This is a genomic window from Lentibacillus songyuanensis (genome assembly GCF_039548255.1).
In the GTDB taxonomy this organism is placed as follows: domain Bacteria; phylum Bacillota; class Bacilli; order Bacillales; family Amphibacillaceae; genus Lentibacillus_C; species Lentibacillus_C songyuanensis.
Genome location: NZ_JBCLVH010000031.1, coordinates 23,173 through 41,569, shown reverse-complemented (window position 1 = coordinate 41,569; position 18,397 = coordinate 23,173). Strand labels below are relative to the sequence as shown.

Genomic DNA, 18,397 nt, shown 5'->3' with positions numbered 1-18,397 from the left:
TATTGTAACCAAAAAAAGATACGATTCCTATTATAAATTCGGGAATCATATCTTTTTTGGACTTTTTCAGTGGCCTCTGCAAGCATGAGGGGTTTTTTACTTATTTAAATGTCTCGGTCAGGTTCGTAACAATTTGTTTTTTCCGTGAGACGACGCCTTTTAATAAGGCACGGTTATTATTCAATGTGACATCAAATGCTTTTTCTACGTTCGCTTTCGCTTTTCCAAGTGCTAATGCATCAGAATCGTTGTTGATGATATCAGTCACCACAAACAAGAACAAATCCAAATTCTTGCTTGCAATCGTCTTGGTTATTTCCGTTTCCAAGTCTGCTTGATGAGCTAGAACTGCACTGGTATCAACCGCATTCACCTGCGCGATTTCTACTTTGGAGCCATTCATATCAAACGCTTTAGCATCCATTGAAATCAATTCGGCCATCGACTTGCCGCTTAGATCCGCTCCGGCCTGCAGCATGGCCAATCCATATTGGTCCAAGTTTACGCCAGCAATATCCGCTAACGCATGTGCAGCATCAACGTCTTCCTGCGTACAAGTTGGTGATTTTAACAACAGTGAATCAGATATTATTGCAGAAACAAGTAATCCAGCGATCTCTTTCGTAATGACAACATTGTTTTCTTCGTACATTTTCTTTAAAATCGTCGCCGTACAACCAACTGGCTCCAAGCGGAAAAATAGTGGTTCTTTGGTTTCAAAATTTGCCACCCGGTGATGGTCAATGACCTCCACAATGCGTGCCTCGCTAATATTTGCGACACTTTGTTGGAACTCGTTATGATCCACTAAAATGACGTCACTATTTTCCGGAACGGATTCAATCAGTCGTGGGGCAGATACATGAAAATGATCAAGGGCATATTGCGTTTCCTTATTGACGTCACCTAAACGAACGGCCTCTGCGTCTTGGCCCAATTCCTTTTTTAAATTCGCGTATGCTAGTGCTGCTGTAATGGTATCTGTGTCTGGGTTCTTGTGTCCAAATATCAATGTTTTTCCCATGGTAACTCTCCTATCAATATCAATTTCAATATCCTTATTTATATCAATAATAAAACAACAATGCAAATAAGAGAACTCTTTCGGCTCCCTATGAGCTATCAGGTAAATGGATTTCTTCTAGCTGCTTATATTGCCAAATTCATGCATTCTTTTATTATACCAGGTGATAATGTGCTTTTTCACCATTTGATCGGTTGCTTCCATTGCCTCAGATCCATTAAGATGCACAATCCGAATAAAATAAAGTCCATCATTTCCAACCATTTTCACCACACAATAGTTCTCCACATTGGCTGGAATCATTTCGATAATTTGTTCATCTGGATATAAGTAAATGATTTTCTCTTGATCCATTTGCGTTAATGTCAGCATTTCCGATGGGCGTTTCATCTGAGTGTCTGTGTGATTATTGGGATGCATATCAATCGGATTGGTGCTGAATTCTTGCTGTTGCTGATGCTCCGGGCCTGTCTCATGTAATTTGCGGTATATACCATGCAATAAATGAATGATTTCAGACAGCCCGATAAATAACATTCCCACGACAATACCGGTAAAAAAGTAGAAAAACAAGATCGAGCCCGTCGTACTGGCTGTATAACCGAGTTGACCTCCATAACCGGCCAAACCGACAATGATTCCCATTAATACGCTGGCTACTATGATGGTGATGCCAATAACAAATAAAATCTTTGCCACGATATTCTCTCGCATGTCGCATCCTCCTTGTATAAATGTAATTCAACACGAATAAAGCATGTTTCTTTAATCATCACCATTTCCCTTTCTGGTAACGAGTCAATGGTTCGTTTCTTGCGTACGGTTTATGAAAAGTCCGACTAACGAATAAGTTATCCGTACAATTGTTATCGTTTTAGTTCTACCTCAAAATCTTGAAATGGGGGTCTTACTACCCATTGAGGCGAATAAACTTCTCATTAAAAGAGGACTTTTCTAAGAAGTTATCGAAATAGATATTAAATATAATGAGGAGGTTTAAAATGAGTAATACTATACCGTTAAAAAACCAAATAAATGCTGTTTTCATTCATGTATCTAATTTGAAGGCTTCCGTAACATGGTATTCTGATTTGTTAGGTTTAGATTTTGATTTAGCTAACGTATCATCACCCGTCTATAACATACCCGTAGCTGGAACAACTTCCCTAACCTTAGATGACCACACCTTTGACCCAGAGTTTAAACACAATGCAAGCCCCAGTCCGATATTTAACCTTTTTGCCCCAGAAATCGAGGAAGCTTATCAGTATGTTGTATCCAAAGGTATTCCAATTGCCCGGGAAATAGAGCGGGTTGAAACGACAGCTTGGTTCAACATAAAGGATCCGGATGGTAACGTCGTAATGATCTGTAATTGTTAAGCAAATACGACATATGCATCTAAAACCATATCATATGTAAGAAAGGTTGCAAAGCATCGTATAAACGCAGTTATCTGTTGTTTTCGCTGCTTTTCTTTCTATTACTTTTATTTGCTGTAACAGTTAAGGTGAGAGAGTTTTATACATGAGGCAGATGGGATAAATATGCAATAACCGTCAACACGTATCTCCGTGTGACGGTTTTTTGTTATTACTCCTTAATGCAGCTGATCCTTTCGTTTAATCAATCTTTCTCGATCAATGGTACCCGGCGGCTGCTCCAGCCAGGCGTTTTTGATCATGAGATCCGCTCCATCTTTTGCATATTGGGCAATTTCAAGTGATAGCCGTTCATAATTAAGTGCTATATCACTGCGTTGACTGGCAGCAGCTGCTGTTGCGTAATTCCCTAGTCCTGCTGCAGCGAGTAACGACATTTGAAACATCATTAACTTATTGGAAAAAACATTCGTACTGGAATTACTTACAGCAACATCCGGTAATTGGGGAGTCTGAATTTTGTCTTCCAACAACGTATCACTGAAAATTTTAATATGTTTCGAAGCAATTTTATTGCCACGAAGCATATATTCACGGACATCTTTCAGTGGTGACGTTTGGGCAAATGCAAGACTCAGCTTGGCACCGACATGATTCGTTACCGTGTTCATGAACAAATGAGTCATTTCTACTGCATTTAGCGGGCGTTTGACACTAAAAGGATTCATGCCACTCATGTATTTTTTGCTATTAATATAATCGGATTCCTTTGGCACCTCCATAAATGGCGCCCGTGTATACATCCCTTTTTTAAGCGCTATTTCCATACTATTATTATAAAGTACTTGGGTATTCATTAGCATGTTCGTAAAAAGATGGCGAATATCTGCCCGTGCACTCATGGATAAAAGTCCGCTATACGATACCATACCTACCCGGGCCATTTCAATTATGTAAGAAAGGCAAAATGTATCGGTAAACAGCCATGGTGCATCCATATTCACATCCTGTTCGGTAAACCCATTAGGAATTGCAAAATCTTCCTGTAAAAATAAATTGGACATTTCCTCCATATTTTTCGTAGACAAGTCATATGCCTGTTGAACGTCTTGTTTAATCTCTTCATCCTGTACGCCTTTTAATGTAAAAAGCAAGAAATATTTGGACATGCTATTATTCATATAGCATGTCCACAATGATGCGATTTCCGCCGAAGTAAGCCAAATTGACTGATGGTGTTGATCCTCCATAAGAGATCCTCCTTAAGGACAAGGGTTTCTCATAGTTTTCACCCAAGTAGCAGGAATATGCATGAAGACAGTCCCAGTTAATCCCTTTATAGAGCCACGTATCTGATCTCGCTATTCCAATTTAACGCCCCTTATTCTATTTACGGACAATTTTCTCTGGTTAACAGCGGACCGATGACTGATTTTTTTCAACAGCCCGCGACGGCTCCCCCCCTTAGCATTTCATTGTTCCATATAACTGCAGACAACATGTCCAACCGCTTTTGCCGCGACGAGAATAGAATCTTCATTAATATCAAACTTCGGATGATGGTTAAAATATGGTTTGTCAACGCCTTTTGGAGTGCAGCCAATGTAAAAGTAACAACCGGGAATTTCCTCCAAATAATAAGCAAAGTCGTCTGACGGTGCCATTTTCGGAAATTCCTTGACTTCTTTTATCGCTTTATCCTGCACATTGTTCAAAGACTTTGCAACAAACTGCGTCCATTTTGGATCATTATATAACGGCGGATAATCAGCAATATATGTCAGTTCACACGTGACGCCAAACGTCGCCTCCAGCCCTTTCACAATGCGGTGAGTTTCTTTATCAATCACTTCCTGTGTCGCATTATCAGCATAACGAATATCTCCCTCCAGCTCGATACTGTCTTTGATAACATTAAAGGTTCCTTTGCCATCAAAAGATCCAATCGTTACTACCCCAGATGTGGAAGGATCAACACGACGACTGACAATTGTTTGTGCAGCTGTTACAAAATAGGCACCTGCTACAATGGAGTCATTTGCCATATGGGGAGAGGAGCCATGTCCCCCGCTGCCCTGAATCCGCAGCTTAAAATAGGTTCTGCCATTAAACGAATAGCCGCTATGATAACCTACCGTCCCTGCAGGAGCTAATGGTAACACATGAATCCCAAAAACCGTGTCTACATCATTTAGTTTGCCTGATTCCATGATACTTTTTGCTCCGCCTGGCGGTTGCTCTTCCGCATGCTGATGGATGACTTTGATCGTACCTTTCCAACTATCCTTCAGCTGAATCAGGCAATCCGCCAAGACAAGCAAATAAGCGGTATGGGCATCATGTCCGCACGCATGCATAACACCCTCGTTTGTGGATTGAAACGGCAGCCCTGTTTCTTCCTTAATTGGCAATGCGTCGAAATCCGCACGCAAGCCAATCGTCTTTCCCGGCTTACCACCTTTAATGGTAATAATAATGCCATAGCCATTTCCTACATTCGTTTCAATATGAACATCTTTTCCTTGATAAAAATCAGCAATATAGTTTGCGGTGGTTTCTTCTTTAAAGGAGAGCTCAGGATGTTCATGTAAATAACGCCGAATCTCAACCATTTCATCTGTTCGTTCCTCTAACATGTTCATTAATTCATCTCGCATGATGTATGACTCCTTTTTAGCTTGCTGTTTTGTACCACTATTGTTCCCTATTATTTCATTTGTTCACCCATCATCTGCACGAAATGAAGAACCGCTCGAATCAGTCGAGCGGTTACGATAATTTATTATTTATCTTTCTTCATTATTTTCATCTTTTGCCTGACCAGTGGCCTCTTGCACCGAACCCTTCATTTTGTCTTTCTTGCCTTCCGCTTGCTTTTTCTTATCATCTGTCGCGTTTCCGAATTGATCCTTTATTTCGCCTTTCACTTTGTTCACCGCACCTTTTACCTTATCTGACATACCTGGTTTATTAGTCACTGTTTAACGCCTCCCTTGTTGATTATATAAACGTTTTGTTTAACAATAAAACCTATTTTTTCGTGACCATACCGAATGTTTTTTTATGCATAAAACAGGTAATGGTAAAATACAGACAAATGAAGGAGGTAATTTCAATGAACGATCCAGAAAACATGCAAAAAGGCCGTACGCCTCGCCAAGTACAATCCAAACAACCTGGTATCGAATCGAAAATGACTCCATTACCTGCACAACCGACAACATATAAAGGTACAGGAAAGCTTGCAGGTAAAAGTGCGTTAATCACAGGTGGAGACAGTGGAATTGGACGAGCCGTATCTATTTTATATGCCAAAGAGGGAGCAAATGTTGCGATTTCTTACTTGGATGAACATGAAGATGCTGAAAAAACGAAGGAAATGGTCGAAGCAGAAGGTGTTTCATGTATTTTGCTTCCCGGCGATATCAAAGAAGCCTCCCACTGCGAGGATCTCGTGGAACAAACGGTAAAAGCCTTCGGTAAAATAAACATCTTAGTTAACAATGCAGCCATTCAATACGTACGGGAGGATTTACTGGACATTTCTTCAGAACAATTGGAGGAAGTATTCCGTGTCAACTTTTTCTCTCAATTTCACACGACTAAAGCAGCAGTCCGCCACATGCAGGCTGGTGATGCGATTATTAGCACATCGTCCATTAATGCCTACCGCGGTAATCCTATTTTCATGGACTATTCAGCTACAAAAGGTGCCATTACCGCATTCATTCGCAGTATTGCCCAAAGCCTCGCCAAAAAAGGCATCCGTGCCAACACGGTTGCGCCCGGACCGGTATGGACCCCGCTTATCCCATCTTCCTTTGATGAGGATGGTGTGGAAAACTTCGGCCAAGACAGCTTGATGGGCCGGCCTGGTCAGCCGTCCGAACACGCCTGGGCCTATGTCATGCTGGCTGCCGATGAATCTTCTTATATGACAGGACAAGCAATCCATATTAATGGCGGTTCATGGACATCGTCTTGATGGTATAGAGCGCAGGAAAGGATTTCTTTCTGCGTTCTGCTTTCATTTTAGACAGACGTTTAAATGAAATTCGTTGATTTTATAACTAAATATTATGTGAATTATTGACGAGCAATTTAGACTTTTGTTAGCTTAGAAGCATCAAACGTTAGGAGGAAAAGGATGATTCTTACATCGTTTACCATCCAATCATCCCCGGTGCTGTTTATTTTATCTCTCATCTTAGCACTTTTCTCTATGGGCTTTGGATTAGCTATTTTTATATCCTTGTTTAGACAAAATAAGAAAAAAGCATACATCTACCTTGCCTGCATTATTTTGGCTGGTTTATATGCGCTTGTTCGGATAACTTCCTATTTTACCTGTTTAGGCATTGCTGTACTTTTAATATGGGGTAGCTACGGTGTTTTTACGTATATTTGGCTTCAGTGCCAAGTATAATAGGCAACCCTCCTTGCTTAGCACCTTCTTCAATGAATGGTGCAGCATTTTTACTATTCCTCCATTTTTCCAGGAAAAGGTGTCAAACAATTGTCATAGGAAATGTGCGATTATTCCGTATAAAAATGGTATACTAAAGGTAGATAAAGAGAAACAGTATCAGTACTTGGGAGGGGTTACAAATGAGAAAAATTATGGTGGCGTATGATGGTTCCCTTTTAAGCAGAAAAGCAATCCAGGAAGCAAAACGGCAAGCTGCAGTTACTCCTGTATCCGAGGTCCACATTGTTACTGTGATCAAGGCGACCGGGCCAAGCACAAATGTACTCTTAAGTCGTAATATCGAAAATGAATTAGCAGACAAATTTCGTCCACAAATGGAAAGTATTAAACGGGAATTTGAAAATGAAAATATCCCTGTTTACACCGATTTCTTGTTTGGGGAAAATAATCAAAACCCCGGTGAAAAAATATGCAGCTACGCAGAGAATAACGCAATTGATCTGATCATTGTCGGGAGCCGCGGCCTTGGAAAGGTGAAAAACTTACTTCTTGGCAGTGTCAGTAACAACATTGTTCACCATGCTACATGTCCGGTTTTGATAATGAAATAATAGATTTTGACAAGGAGCATGACCAAGGAGGACATGCTCCTTTAAGTTGGCAAGCTTCCTCTGTGGCAGATTTTTTTACTTGAGAAGAGAACGTGGAGTCAGGCAAGACTACGCAAAGCGGAAGTAAGTGCTTCTATATCAGATAAAATATATTAGCAACTTTAACGATGACTTTGCCCATTTACGTAGCTCTTCACTTCTTATTTTCATACTGCTCGTCTATCCTATCTATTTGCTATCCCGAAAAAATACCCTCCATGCGAGAGGCTGCTGAAAAAGTGAAATAGATTCGTTTTAAACTCTTGTACATCTCACATGTTTTATCCTTGATCCCGCACGTTTCGGCCTTGGTCCCGCACGTTTCAGCCTTGATCCCGCACGTTTCAGCCTTGGTCCCGCACGTTTCAGCCTTGATCCCGCACGTTTCAGCCTTGATCCCGCACGTTTCGGCCTTGGTCCCGCACGTTTCAGCCTTGGTCCCGCACGTTTCAGCCTTGATCCCGCACGTTTCGGCCTTGGTCCCGCACGTTTCAGCCCGTTTTCTTCCAAACGATTACGGAAAGTTACTTTTTTCAGTGGCCTACCCATGCGAGGGCTATTTCGCAAAAACAACCTCAATCATTTTATCTACATGTATATCTGTTGTGTTCAATAACGTAAGATCCGTATCCTCCGGTTTGATGATCATCGGTAGCTCGGTACAACCTAAAATAAGACCATCCAAATTATGTTTATTGGTCATTTGATTAACGATCTGGAGGAAGTCCTTTTTTGTCTCGAGGTCCACAACCCCATTCTCAAGTTCATCAACAATCTTTTGATGCAAATATTGCTGTATATCCTCCTCTGGAACGAATATCTCTTTTTGACTATTATGAAACGGTTTCTGAAAAAAATCATTCTCCATCGTAAATTTCGTCCCAAGCAGACCTAGACGATTTAATTCCAATTCTTCCACTTTGGCATAGGTCGCCTCCACAATGCTGATCATCGGCACATGGACTTTCTTCCGTACCTGATCAAATACGATATGCGGTGTGTTCGCCGAAATGATCACAAAATCTGCGCCGATCACCTCCAATTGCCGGGCTGCATCTCCCACATATGTCGCAAGTCCATCCAAATCATTATCGGAAATATATTGAAAAACGTTGTACATATTAATACTATTTATAAACAACTCAGGTAACACCTGCTTGCTGTTCATCTTGTTTTGATACTTTTTTATAAAGGATTGATAGTAATCAACCGTGGATTCTGGCCCCAACCCTCCGATAATACCTGCACGTTTCACAATACCCTCTCCCTTGCCAATATTCGTTTGTAACACCTATGCATTATTAACAGTTATTTTCCAATAGTAATACTATGATTTAATTTTACTACAAATAAACAGGACGCTCTACTAATTTGACAATTTCGTAAACTAAATGTATTCTTATTTTAATTATCTAATATAAACAGGCAGAATAGGTGGGATAAAAAAATATGAAAAAAACAGCGAGACAATGGAATATCCTTCCGCTTGCCCTTATGGCAGCATGTAATCACATACATACTGGATTAAAGTTAACCATCATAAACAAGAAGGTTCGCGTATGAGAAAAAAAATCGCTTCAGGGGCGTTACTCAACGAACAAGCTTTTACCGTCGAGTGTTTAACAATAACGGATTTACCAGACATTATGCGGCTTCAAGCAAATGTGAGTGCAACACTTCCCTCCCGTTCAATTTTGTCACCACTTAACGAAGAAGAATTCACGCGAATTTTAACTGGGAACGGGCTCATGGTTGGCGTTTTTATTGATGGTATCATGGTTGCATTTCGTGCCATGTTAAAACCGGAGATCGATGACGCGCATTTGGGAATTGATGCTGGACTTGAAAAAGCGGAGCTGCCCAAAGTAATTTATTCGGAAATTTCATCTGTTGATCCCGATTATCGCGGCAATGCCCTGCAAAATTATATGGGAAAATTATTAATGAAAGAGATAAATAAACAGCAGTATCGTTATGTTTGTGCAACCGTTTCGCCAATAAATGTTCCAAGTATTAAGGATAAGTTTTCACTACGTATGGAAGTTGTTGCACTGAAGGAAAAATATACTGGGCTGATGCGATATATCTTTATGCGAGACTTTACCGTACGTTCCAAAGACCGATTATATCAGGAAACACAATGGATTCCTGTCGAAGAGATTGAAAAACAACAACAGGCGCTAGCATCCGGCTTTCGGGGGACGAGTATCGAGGAACGGGATGGAAAATGGTGTGTGAAATATGAGCAGTGAATTTTGTTGGTAAAGGAAGCATGGCTCCTAAATTGGTGTCATGTTCTTTTTATTTCAAAACTGAAAAGGAAATCAGCATTACGTATGATCAAGAATTCTATATAGGCTAACTATTCGTATATTTCCATGTTATACTACTGTTATGAATGTGGGTGTTCCAATGATATTGCGATGCAGGCTGTCGGTTTCATCATTGGTGTGTTACAGGACTCTTGTGAAATGGCACTTAATTCATCCACTGACGTACCTTTTACGGCAACAACTGAACATGCTAAAAGGCGTAAGGAAGGTAAGGAAATTAGTGCCTGAGCAGGCAGCTTTAGTAGTGGACTGCTTAACAGGTAGATGATGAAGTCTGTAAAGTGCTAAGAATAGCTATGGTGCAATACAGAAATCGGTGAAAAAGAAAGTAACTAGTCGACTGATATCCAGAAACCAACATTGGAAAATCCAGGTCATACAACAGAAGAGAAATTCAATGAGTTTCAAATATCATTAAACAAAGAAAAACACAAACAACTATTATGGTTTTTATTACAATTAGTATATTTTCCTTTAAAATTTTCAGATGGCCTATTTTGGGTGGCCCTTCTTATGACGGATGTTCCTAGGCAATCAAAAGAACCGCCGATTACTCCGCCGGCCACTAGCACTAATTTTCTCAAATTAAAGATACCCGTTTCACCAAATTTTGTACCTAATCTATATCCCATCTTTAGATTAATTTTTTCAGGGTCTCTCAACACTTTACGTTCAATCTGACTTATCAATGTTTTTTTGCCAAATTGTATTCCGGTATTCTTAAGAATATTATTAGCGGCATTCCCCGTTAAGGTTACAAATAATAACGTTTTACTTGATCGTCCCTACTATCATCGTACCCACTGATATGAGCAATGGCTGTAACCATGCTAATTTGAACATACAAAACAGAGGCCGCATCTGTGGGTCTATGGGGATGGCAACAGGTAGGTGATTATTCCTTTTAGTCCTCCCCAAAACCCCGTAGTACCCGACTTTAATGTTAGACAACGTATAAGTGATTTAATAGCCTTATCAGCAGAATGAAACTTTGACAAATAATTCCCCGCTAAATCTCCTGCAGTCGTTGTTTTGGGAAGCCCGTTAATTGCTGAATCCATAACCCCAACCCAATAATTTTTGCATTTTGTTTGGTGTGATGTCTTTTTCGTTACCCACTACATCAGCTTCTTTTTCTGTCTACTTTGTTTGGAGTTAGACTCTTGCTTGGGACACTACTCCAAAATCAGTTTCGACATCGTCACTCTTAATTGCAATTGCTACGCTAAAGATACTTCCAATCGATTCTCTCCACTTTAACCAAATTACCCGATGATCCCGCTAACGATACAGCCAGCCAGTTTGTTCTCGATTTTGCTATTGCGAAACAACCAATTCATCATTACTGGTTCCGTATAAAACTCTTCCACCATTACTTTTCCTTCGACAAACAGCAGAGCCATATTACAATGTAATTGAATCGATAGCCCATTTTTCTTTTTTAAGGAAAAGTAGGAAGGAAAGTTTTGGTAATTACTGAGTTCCGTTCCAAATTCCTCAAAATAGTAATCAACGTTAGGATTTCGGTCTTCCTCCAGTATGTATTGGAGAAATTGATAAAAACCGGCAATGTTATCACGAAAAACCGTTGCGTCCAGCTCGCCTGTAAGTGTTGTGTCTTGCGGTGTCAATGTATAACAATCCAAATCCAGCCGATCATGCAAAACCGTCTGCCACTCCTCAAGTGATACATTCTGATTCGCTTCCGCTGTGAAATTCCTGATCACGCCAATCGAATAATCCGTTCCCATGTTAATCGCTCCTCACAAATTTTATGATAGTGTTTGAAAATGAAATAGATTTTTTAGAGAAAGTATGCCGAATCTTGGAGTGGTTTACCTTGCTTTTCCTATCATGTTAGTCTGAGGTGGACAATGCAGATGGATTAAATCCGTTGCAGTTAATTAATATATTTTTATTATAACGGAATATACGTTCCTGTCAATAACAAAATTCAATATATTTTGACTCCTCATTAAAAGAAGATTGCTTATCCTCCTCATATTCACCGCCAATTTCAATATTTGAAAACGAAATATCCTTTATTACGTTTCGTCCTGTTTGTTGTAAAATAGCATTTAGGAAAACGACCGTAATTGCTTTATTCTTTTCATTGCCAAAAAGCTGTTTGAAGGCATAATCAACTTTTAAATCCATTAACCGTTCCAAAGGTATTCGTTTAAGTAATTCCGGCCGTGAGTTTTTATCAACATTCTTAATTTTCTTCGCGTAATCATTCGGATCTTCTTTTACTATAAATGATGTACTAGTGAGGTGTTTATTGTGAGACTTAGTTAATATTATCACAGGAACACTTCCTTTATGATTTATGGAGACTGAACGAGGAGTATATCTAAGAAAAGCATAGCATATGCCAAACTTACAAACAAGTGTTCTTTTGTAAATTTCATCTAAGTTTAAGAATTCCTTTATGCGGCATAATAGATTAATCATTCAACAGTATAGATTCTATAATAGTTTTTCATTTAGCATGTTGGATCCTTTTATATCAAAACTCAGACTATACACCTCTAACCTGCCTCGAAATGATATCTATTTATAAAGTGAAACTTCATTCAGTGGGGGGTCTTACTGCCCGTTGAGGCGAGATAAATGTTGAAAACGGGACAAAGGAATCTTTCCCTTTGTCCCGTTATGTTTTCATTTTTGGATCAAGCGCATCTCGTAATCCGTCGCCGACTAAGTTAAATCCGAGAACAGTTAACATGATGCAAATGCCCGGGAAAATAACTGTCCATGGCGCCTCCTGAATCAGATTTCTTGAATCCGCGAGCATACGCCCCCATTCTGGGTCCGGAGCCTGTGCGCCAAGACCCAGAAACCCTAGTGCTGCTGCGTCAAGAATAGCTGTTGCAATGCTTAACGTTCCCTGCACAATAATTGGTGCCAGACTATTTGGTAAGATATGATGAAACAAAATCCGCGAATCGCGCATACCGATAGACCGTGCCGCTTCTACATACTCTTCCTCTTTCAAACTAAGCACTTTGGAACGGATTAACCTGCCAAAAATCGGTACGTTTACAATCGCAATCGCAATCAACGCATTTTGTAATGACGGACCAAGCATGGCAACAACAGCAATAGCCAACAAGATGCTTGGAAATGCCAGCATAATGTCAAAAATTCGCGAAATCAGAATATCAAGCCAACGTCCGTAATAACCGGCGATAATTCCTAAGGTGACCCCAACAATCACCGAGCCGACCACGGAGATAAATCCGACCCATAACGATAGCCGTGCACCATACATGACCCGGCTCAATATATCACGGCCAAATTCATCTGTCCCAAACCAATATTCGCCGGACGGAGCATGCAATAATTGATCAGACTGATTCACTTTTTGATCGTCAATTCCCTCCGGAGCAAGGATTCCCGCAAATATAGCCAAAAATATAAATATCACGATGATACTTGCGCCGACAATGGCTAATTTATTTTTTCGAAAAATTCGCCAGACATCGCTTATCGGTGAGGAGATTTTTTCTGTTTCCTGCGCTGGAATCATTTGTTTTCCAGGTTCTGTCTCAATCTGTGCCATCTATACCCTCCTCTAACGATATTTAATTCTTGGATCGAATACGGCATATAACAAATCTACGACCAAATTAATGATAACAAACGCTGTCGCAATAACTAAAATGCCGGATTGGACGACCGGATAATCCCGGGCCTGAATAGCATCGTAAATATAACGTCCGATACCCGGCCAGCCAAAGATGGTTTCCGTTAAAATCGCACCACCCAAAAGCAAACCGGATTGCAGTCCAATGACCGTTACAATGGGAATGAAAGCATTTTTTAAGGCATGCTTATATACCACCCAAAACATTTTTTGCCCCTTTGCTCGTACTGTCCGTATGTAATCAGAACTTAAGACATCGAGCATACTGGAACGTGTCATTCTCGCAATCATTGCCATCGGAATCGTCCCCAATGCAATAGCTGGTAATAAAAGGTGCTTTACCGCAGCCACAAATTGGCTATAATTCCCATGGATCAAGGTATCGATTAAGAAAAAGTGTGTGATGGCATCGATAGGATTTCGTATGTCTTCCCGACCATTTGTCGGCAACCATCCCAAATCAACCGCAAATTTATACTGCAGCATTAAACCTAGCCAAAAAATCGGCATTGATATCCCAATTAATGCTAAAACTGTGATAACATAATCCAACCAGGAATTGCGAAACCATGCACTCAAAACACCGGCATTCACCCCGATGACAATCGCAAAAATCATGGCAACGATTGTCAGTTCAGCTGTTGCAGCCAAAGCCGTCCATATTTCATCATTGATCGGCGAGTTTGTTCGAATGGAAGTGCCAAGATCCCCAGTGAACAGATCTTTTATGTAATTGCCATACTGGACAAAAAACGGATTATTCAGCCCCAGACTATCCCTTAAATTAGCAATAGCTTCCGGGGAGGCTTTTGTACCTAAAATTGTTTGGGCCGGATCACCAGGGATCGCTCGCACAATCGAGAAGACAATGATCGACATCCCGAACAAAACCGGAATGAGCATCAACAACCGGCGAATCGTATAAGACATCATGATGGGCTCACTCCTCTCTATTTAAAAAGCCGGGGGAGCGCGTACTCCCCCTGGGTACCCTTAACAGGAAAGAAGGTATAAAAAATTCAAGCTTTGTTCTGTTTGTGTCAGCGTAAGCCATGTCCGGCTCCGGTGCCCAGCAACTAGCAAACTTCACATTCCTCCACTACGATAAGTCAACATCGGTTCGCTTGACAGCTTACCGTGTTTCCTTTATCTCATTGCAGAATGCTTCAGTTTGTACGTTGCTAAACGGGCCCCTACGCCTTTCTTTCCTACTTGAAGCTGACCTCATCAAACGGCTCACTTCCGGTTGGGTTCGGTTGATAGTCTTGCAAATTTGCATTTCCTGCCAATGGTTCCTCCGCGTAGACCAATGGAATCCAAGGAGCCTCATCATGAATAATCTCTTGTGCTTCCTTATACAGATCCATCCGTTTATCATTATCCGGCTCTGTCTGAGCGTCCTTCAATAACTTATGCACGTCTTTGTTGGCATAGCGAGACATGTTATTGCTTCCGATACTATCTTCATCAAGCAATGTGTAAAGGAAATTATCGGCATCACCATTATCCCCAGTCCACCCCATTAAGAAAGCGGGACTCTCGCCATCCGTAAGTTTTTCAATATAGGAGGACCACTCCACCGTCTTAATTTTCACATCCACGCCCGCTTTCCCAAAGGAAGACTGAATCGCTTCAGCAATTTTTTCAGGCTGAGGTAAATATGGTCTCGGATTGCTCATCGTCCATAATTCCATTTCAAATCCATCCGGATACCCGGCATCAGCCAGTTTCTTTTTTGCTTTTTCCGGATCAAATTCATACGATTCAATGTCATCATTAAACCCTTCAATGGTTGGCGGCATTGGATTTTTTGCGGATTCTCCATTACCAGCGTAAAAAGCATCCACCAACGAATCTTTATCAACAGCATAACTCAACGCCTCACGTACTGCTTTATCATCAAATGGCTTCTCTTCCACATTAAAGCCAAGATAGCCCAGATTTAAAGGCGGACGGTTCCAAATGTTGAGATCCTCATTCTTTTCAATCGAAGCTATATCAGACGGATTGACACCATCCATTAAATCGATTTCGCCATTTTTCAGTGCGTTTAACCGAGAAGCGTTATCCGGAATAACTTGAAAAATAACTTGATTAAGCTTTGGTTTTCCCTCATCCCAGTAATCCTCGTTTTTCTTTAGGACGATCTTGCTGTTTTTCTCCCAGCTGTCAAATTCAAACGGTCCTGTACCGACTGGATTTTTTTCAAAATCATCACCTTCTAGAGCTTCAGGACTACCGATTGCGAACGGTGTCATTGCCAGGTTTTTTAAAAATGGTGCCTGAGGTGTTCGTAAGTGTATTTCCACCTTATGATCATCCACAGCTTTTACATCCTTAATCACGCTCTTATCACCAAATCCACCAAACATGGAAGGATAATAAGCAAAGTTTTCCTCAGCACTTCCATTTTGCCAGCGCTCAAAATTATAAACGACCGCATCGGCGTCGAAATCGGTTCCGTCTTGAAATTTTACGCCCTCGCGCAATTCAAAAACGTATGTCTTGCCATCGTCTTTCTGTTCCCAGTCGGTCGCCAGCCCCGGCTCCAGTTCGGTTGTACCTGGTTTAAAATTAACCAGCGTCTCCATGATCTGTTGGGTTACTTTCAGCGACTCCCCATCTGTTACTTTGGCAGGATCCAGACGTGTGGCATCTGCACCACGCCCATAAATCAAGGTATCTTGCGTACTGTCCCCACCACCATCGGAACTTCCGCTGCTCTCATCATCTGATGAACATCCGACAAGTGCAATCGCTGTCATGGTGATAAATGCAAAAATCAATAAAAAAGATTTTCTCATGCTTCCCCCTCCATCTTTTTAAGGTAATCTATACTCACTTGCCATCTGCTAAAACGGGAGTTCCCTTTTTATCTTCAGCATACAGATGGCAAGCAACATAGTGATTCGTTTCGTCCTCCATCAATTCGGGACGAACGGTTTTACAAATTTCCATCGCCATTGGACATCTAGTATGGAAGGCACAGCCTGCTGGTGGATCAGCTGGACTTGGTACATCTCCTTCCAAAATCGTCCGGTTTGACTCATAATCCGGATCGGGGATTGGCACCGCTGACAGTAACGCTTGTGTATACGGATGTTTCGGATTTTCATAAACTTGGGTACTATCGGAAAGTTCAACCATACGTCCAAGGTACATAACCCCCACCCGATCGCTAATTTGCCGAACCACGCTAAGATCGTGCGCAATAAACACATAGGTCAAATCAAAATCTTGCTGCAAATCCTTCAATAGATTCAGCACCTGTGATTGAATGGATACATCAAGCGCAGACACGGGCTCGTCCGCAACAATGAGTTTAGGCTGTACCGCTAGTGCACGTGCGATACCAATCCGCTGTCGCTGTCCACCGCTAAACTGATGCGGATAGCGTTTTTCATGATAACCACTCAGCCCGACCGTTTCCAATAATTCGCGCACCTTTTTCTTTCGTGCTTTGGCATCTCCCATTCCGTGTACTTTTAACGGCTCTTCAATAATCTTCCCGACCGTTTGGCGCGGGTTGAGCGATGCATACGGATCCTGAAAGACCATTTGCATGTCTTTACGGAACTTGCGCATTTCCCGATTAGAAATTTTTGTTAATGGCTGGTCCTCAAAGGTTACCGTTCCCTCGCTTGGCTCAATCAAGCGCAAAAGCATTCGTCCAGTTGTTGATTTGCCACAGCCTGATTCTCCAACCAATCCTAGCGTCTCTCCTTTTTTCAACGTGAACGAGACACCATCGACAGCTTTGACTTCCCCTATCTTTTTCCCGAACACACCGCCAGTTATCGGGAAATACTTTTTTAAATTACGTGCTTCCAGTAACGTCTCACTCATGTTGTTACCTCCTGTTTTTGCTTTTCATGAAGAAAACAACGTACCTGGTGGCCATTTTCCGTTTCCAGTAATTTTGGACTCTCAGCCGTACACCGGTCGAACGCATATCGGCACCTTGGGGCAAACTGGCAGCCCTGCTTTACTGCTCCAGGTTTTGGCACATTTCCAGGGATGGAATAGAGCCGGTCTTTTTTGGCGTACATATTAGGAACCGACTGAATCAGCCCCTCTGTATAGGGGTGCTTGGGGTTTTTAAAAATCGCGTCCACATTTCCTTCTTCCACAACTTTCCCGGCATACATGACAACAATACGGTTGCATACATCAGCAACTACCCCAAGGTCATGGGTGATTAATAGAATCGAGGTGTTAAAGTCTTCATTCAATCGTTTCATTAAATCGAGAATCTGTGCTTGAATCGTTACATCAAGCGCCGTTGTCGGTTCATCTGCGATCAGCAATGCTGGCTCACACGCCATTGCCATGGCAATCATCACCCGCTGACGCATTCCCCCTGAAAGCTGGTGCGGGTATTCTTTCAACAGTTGTTCAGCGCGAGGCATGCCAACCTTTTTTAACATATCAACAGCAACTTTCGCGGCTTGTTTCTTGGAAATTTTCTTATGAAGACGAATGCCTTCGATCAGTTGGGAGCCAATCGTAAACACCGGATTTAACGACGTCATTGGTTCCTGAAAAATCATCGCGATTTCATTGCCGCGTATTTGTTGCATCCGTTTCTTGGTAGCTTTGGTTAGTTCTTCTTCTTTAAATCGGATGCTGCCATCCTTCACTTTTCCTGGCTCTGGAACAAGCCCCATGACAGACAACGAGGTAACACTTTTTCCGCACCCGGATTCCCCGACCACACCCAAAATTTCTCCAGGGTTGATAAAAAAATTCACATTATCGACAGCGGGAACTTCCCCGTCATCCGTGTAAAATGACGTCTTCAATCCTTTAATTTCCAAAATAGATTGTGACACATTATCGCTCCTCTCGCTGTATGGTTCCTTCGATATTTGGTTACTGCTCTACACTTAGAAAACGGATTTATGGAAGAAGTTAATTGCTTTGCATGTGC

The 18,397-nt window shown here is 41.4% G+C and carries 19 protein-coding genes and 1 pseudogene; 6 read left to right on the top strand and 14 right to left on the bottom strand.

Translation table 11 applies throughout. The features are described from left to right. Window positions 1-100 precede the first annotated feature (100 nt). Window positions 101-1,024, bottom strand: a complete 924-nt coding sequence (locus WMZ97_RS20055; RefSeq protein ID WP_343273879.1) for a manganese-dependent inorganic pyrophosphatase — start codon at window positions 1,022-1,024, stop codon at window positions 101-103. A 117-nt stretch (window positions 1,025-1,141) separates the two neighbouring features. Beyond that, window positions 1,142-1,738: a hypothetical protein gene (locus tag WMZ97_RS20050; protein ID WP_343273878.1), complete on the bottom strand. Its 597-nt coding sequence runs from the start codon at window positions 1,736-1,738 to the stop codon at window positions 1,142-1,144. A 287-nt stretch (window positions 1,739-2,025) separates the two neighbouring features. On the opposite strand from WMZ97_RS20050, the gene WMZ97_RS20045 reads away from it, so the two are divergent. Continuing rightward, window positions 2,026-2,406, top strand: a complete 381-nt coding sequence (locus WMZ97_RS20045) for a VOC family protein (protein ID WP_343273877.1) — start codon at window positions 2,026-2,028, stop codon at window positions 2,404-2,406. A 218-nt stretch (window positions 2,407-2,624) separates the two neighbouring features. Here the strand turns inward: WMZ97_RS20045 and WMZ97_RS20040 are convergent, their stop codons facing one another. The 3 genes from WMZ97_RS20040 to WMZ97_RS20030 all read right to left on the bottom strand — a co-directional run bounded on the left by WMZ97_RS20040 (window position 2,625) and on the right by WMZ97_RS20030 (window position 5,366). Then, entirely contained in the window at window positions 2,625-3,656 is a 1,032-nt protein-coding gene (locus tag WMZ97_RS20040; protein ID WP_343273876.1) for a DUF3231 family protein, read from the bottom strand. Window positions 3,657-3,878: 222 nt separating this feature from the next. Beyond that, complete coding sequence (locus tag WMZ97_RS20035; protein ID WP_343273875.1) at window positions 3,879-5,063, bottom strand: amidohydrolase; 1,185 nt, start codon at window positions 5,061-5,063, stop codon at window positions 3,879-3,881. Between the two features lie 129 nt (window positions 5,064-5,192). Next, complete coding sequence (locus WMZ97_RS20030; RefSeq protein ID WP_405027731.1) at window positions 5,193-5,366, bottom strand: CsbD family protein; 174 nt, start codon at window positions 5,364-5,366, stop codon at window positions 5,193-5,195. A 155-nt stretch (window positions 5,367-5,521) separates the two neighbouring features. Between WMZ97_RS20030 and WMZ97_RS20025 the strand changes: the two genes are divergently transcribed. From WMZ97_RS20025 to WMZ97_RS20015, 3 genes are all read left to right on the top strand, one after another. After that, the gene (locus WMZ97_RS20025) at window positions 5,522-6,391 is read left to right on the top strand and encodes an SDR family oxidoreductase (RefSeq protein WP_343273873.1); all 870 of its coding nucleotides are present in this window, start codon (window positions 5,522-5,524) and stop codon (window positions 6,389-6,391) included. A 162-nt stretch (window positions 6,392-6,553) separates the two neighbouring features. Beyond that, the gene (locus tag WMZ97_RS20020) at window positions 6,554-6,832 is read left to right on the top strand and encodes a hypothetical protein (RefSeq protein WP_343273872.1); all 279 of its coding nucleotides are present in this window, start codon (window positions 6,554-6,556) and stop codon (window positions 6,830-6,832) included. Between the two features lie 182 nt (window positions 6,833-7,014). Beyond that, the gene (locus WMZ97_RS20015) at window positions 7,015-7,446 is read left to right on the top strand and encodes a universal stress protein (protein WP_343273871.1); all 432 of its coding nucleotides are present in this window, start codon (window positions 7,015-7,017) and stop codon (window positions 7,444-7,446) included. Between the two features lie 294 nt (window positions 7,447-7,740). Here the strand turns inward: WMZ97_RS20015 and WMZ97_RS20010 are convergent, their stop codons facing one another. Both WMZ97_RS20010 and WMZ97_RS20005 read right to left on the bottom strand, forming a co-directional pair. Next, on the bottom strand, window positions 7,741-8,052 hold the full coding sequence (locus WMZ97_RS20010) for a hypothetical protein (RefSeq protein ID WP_343273870.1): 312 nt from the start codon (window positions 8,050-8,052) through the stop codon (window positions 7,741-7,743). Continuing rightward, on the bottom strand, window positions 8,042-8,740 hold the full coding sequence (locus tag WMZ97_RS20005) for an aspartate/glutamate racemase family protein (RefSeq protein WP_343273869.1): 699 nt from the start codon (window positions 8,738-8,740) through the stop codon (window positions 8,042-8,044). The genes WMZ97_RS20010 and WMZ97_RS20005 overlap by 11 nt, the downstream gene beginning before the upstream one ends. Before the next feature lie 304 nt (window positions 8,741-9,044). Here WMZ97_RS20005 and WMZ97_RS20000 point away from each other — a divergent pair, with 304 nt between their 5' ends. Both WMZ97_RS20000 and WMZ97_RS19995 read left to right on the top strand, forming a co-directional pair. Beyond that, window positions 9,045-9,737: a GNAT family N-acetyltransferase gene (locus tag WMZ97_RS20000; RefSeq protein ID WP_343273868.1), complete on the top strand. Its 693-nt coding sequence runs from the start codon at window positions 9,045-9,047 to the stop codon at window positions 9,735-9,737. Window positions 9,738-9,887: 150 nt separating this feature from the next. After that, window positions 9,888-10,046, top strand: a pseudogene (locus tag WMZ97_RS19995) (serine/threonine transporter SstT); the annotation flags it as partial. A 1,037-nt stretch (window positions 10,047-11,083) separates the two neighbouring features. Here WMZ97_RS19995 and WMZ97_RS19990 read toward each other — a convergent pair. The 7 genes from WMZ97_RS19990 to WMZ97_RS19960 all read right to left on the bottom strand — a co-directional run bounded on the left by WMZ97_RS19990 (window position 11,084) and on the right by WMZ97_RS19960 (window position 18,299). After that, window positions 11,084-11,569 (bottom strand): hypothetical protein, encoded by a 486-nt coding sequence (locus WMZ97_RS19990; RefSeq protein ID WP_343273867.1) that lies wholly within the window; start codon window positions 11,567-11,569, stop codon window positions 11,084-11,086. A 190-nt stretch (window positions 11,570-11,759) separates the two neighbouring features. After that, window positions 11,760-12,125 (bottom strand): PD-(D/E)XK nuclease family transposase, encoded by a 366-nt coding sequence (locus WMZ97_RS19985; RefSeq protein ID WP_343273866.1) that lies wholly within the window; start codon window positions 12,123-12,125, stop codon window positions 11,760-11,762. Between the two features lie 346 nt (window positions 12,126-12,471). Next, the gene (locus WMZ97_RS19980; RefSeq protein WP_405027730.1) at window positions 12,472-13,350 is read right to left on the bottom strand and encodes an ABC transporter permease; all 879 of its coding nucleotides are present in this window, start codon (window positions 13,348-13,350) and stop codon (window positions 12,472-12,474) included. A gap of 45 nt (window positions 13,351-13,395) precedes the next feature. Then, window positions 13,396-14,400, bottom strand: coding sequence for an ABC transporter permease (locus WMZ97_RS19975; RefSeq protein WP_343273864.1), 1,005 nt, complete (start codon window positions 14,398-14,400; stop codon window positions 13,396-13,398). Between the two features lie 275 nt (window positions 14,401-14,675). Further along, window positions 14,676-16,271, bottom strand: coding sequence for an ABC transporter substrate-binding protein (locus WMZ97_RS19970; protein WP_343273863.1), 1,596 nt, complete (start codon window positions 16,269-16,271; stop codon window positions 14,676-14,678). A 34-nt stretch (window positions 16,272-16,305) separates the two neighbouring features. Beyond that, window positions 16,306-17,313, bottom strand: a complete 1,008-nt coding sequence (locus WMZ97_RS19965; protein ID WP_343273862.1) for an ABC transporter ATP-binding protein — start codon at window positions 17,311-17,313, stop codon at window positions 16,306-16,308. Further along, a complete protein-coding gene (locus WMZ97_RS19960) occupies window positions 17,310-18,299 on the bottom strand; it encodes an ABC transporter ATP-binding protein (RefSeq protein ID WP_343273861.1) in 990 nt (329 codons plus the stop codon). Before WMZ97_RS19960 ends, WMZ97_RS19965 begins: the two co-directional genes overlap by 4 nt. Window positions 18,300-18,397: the final 98 nt, after the last annotated feature.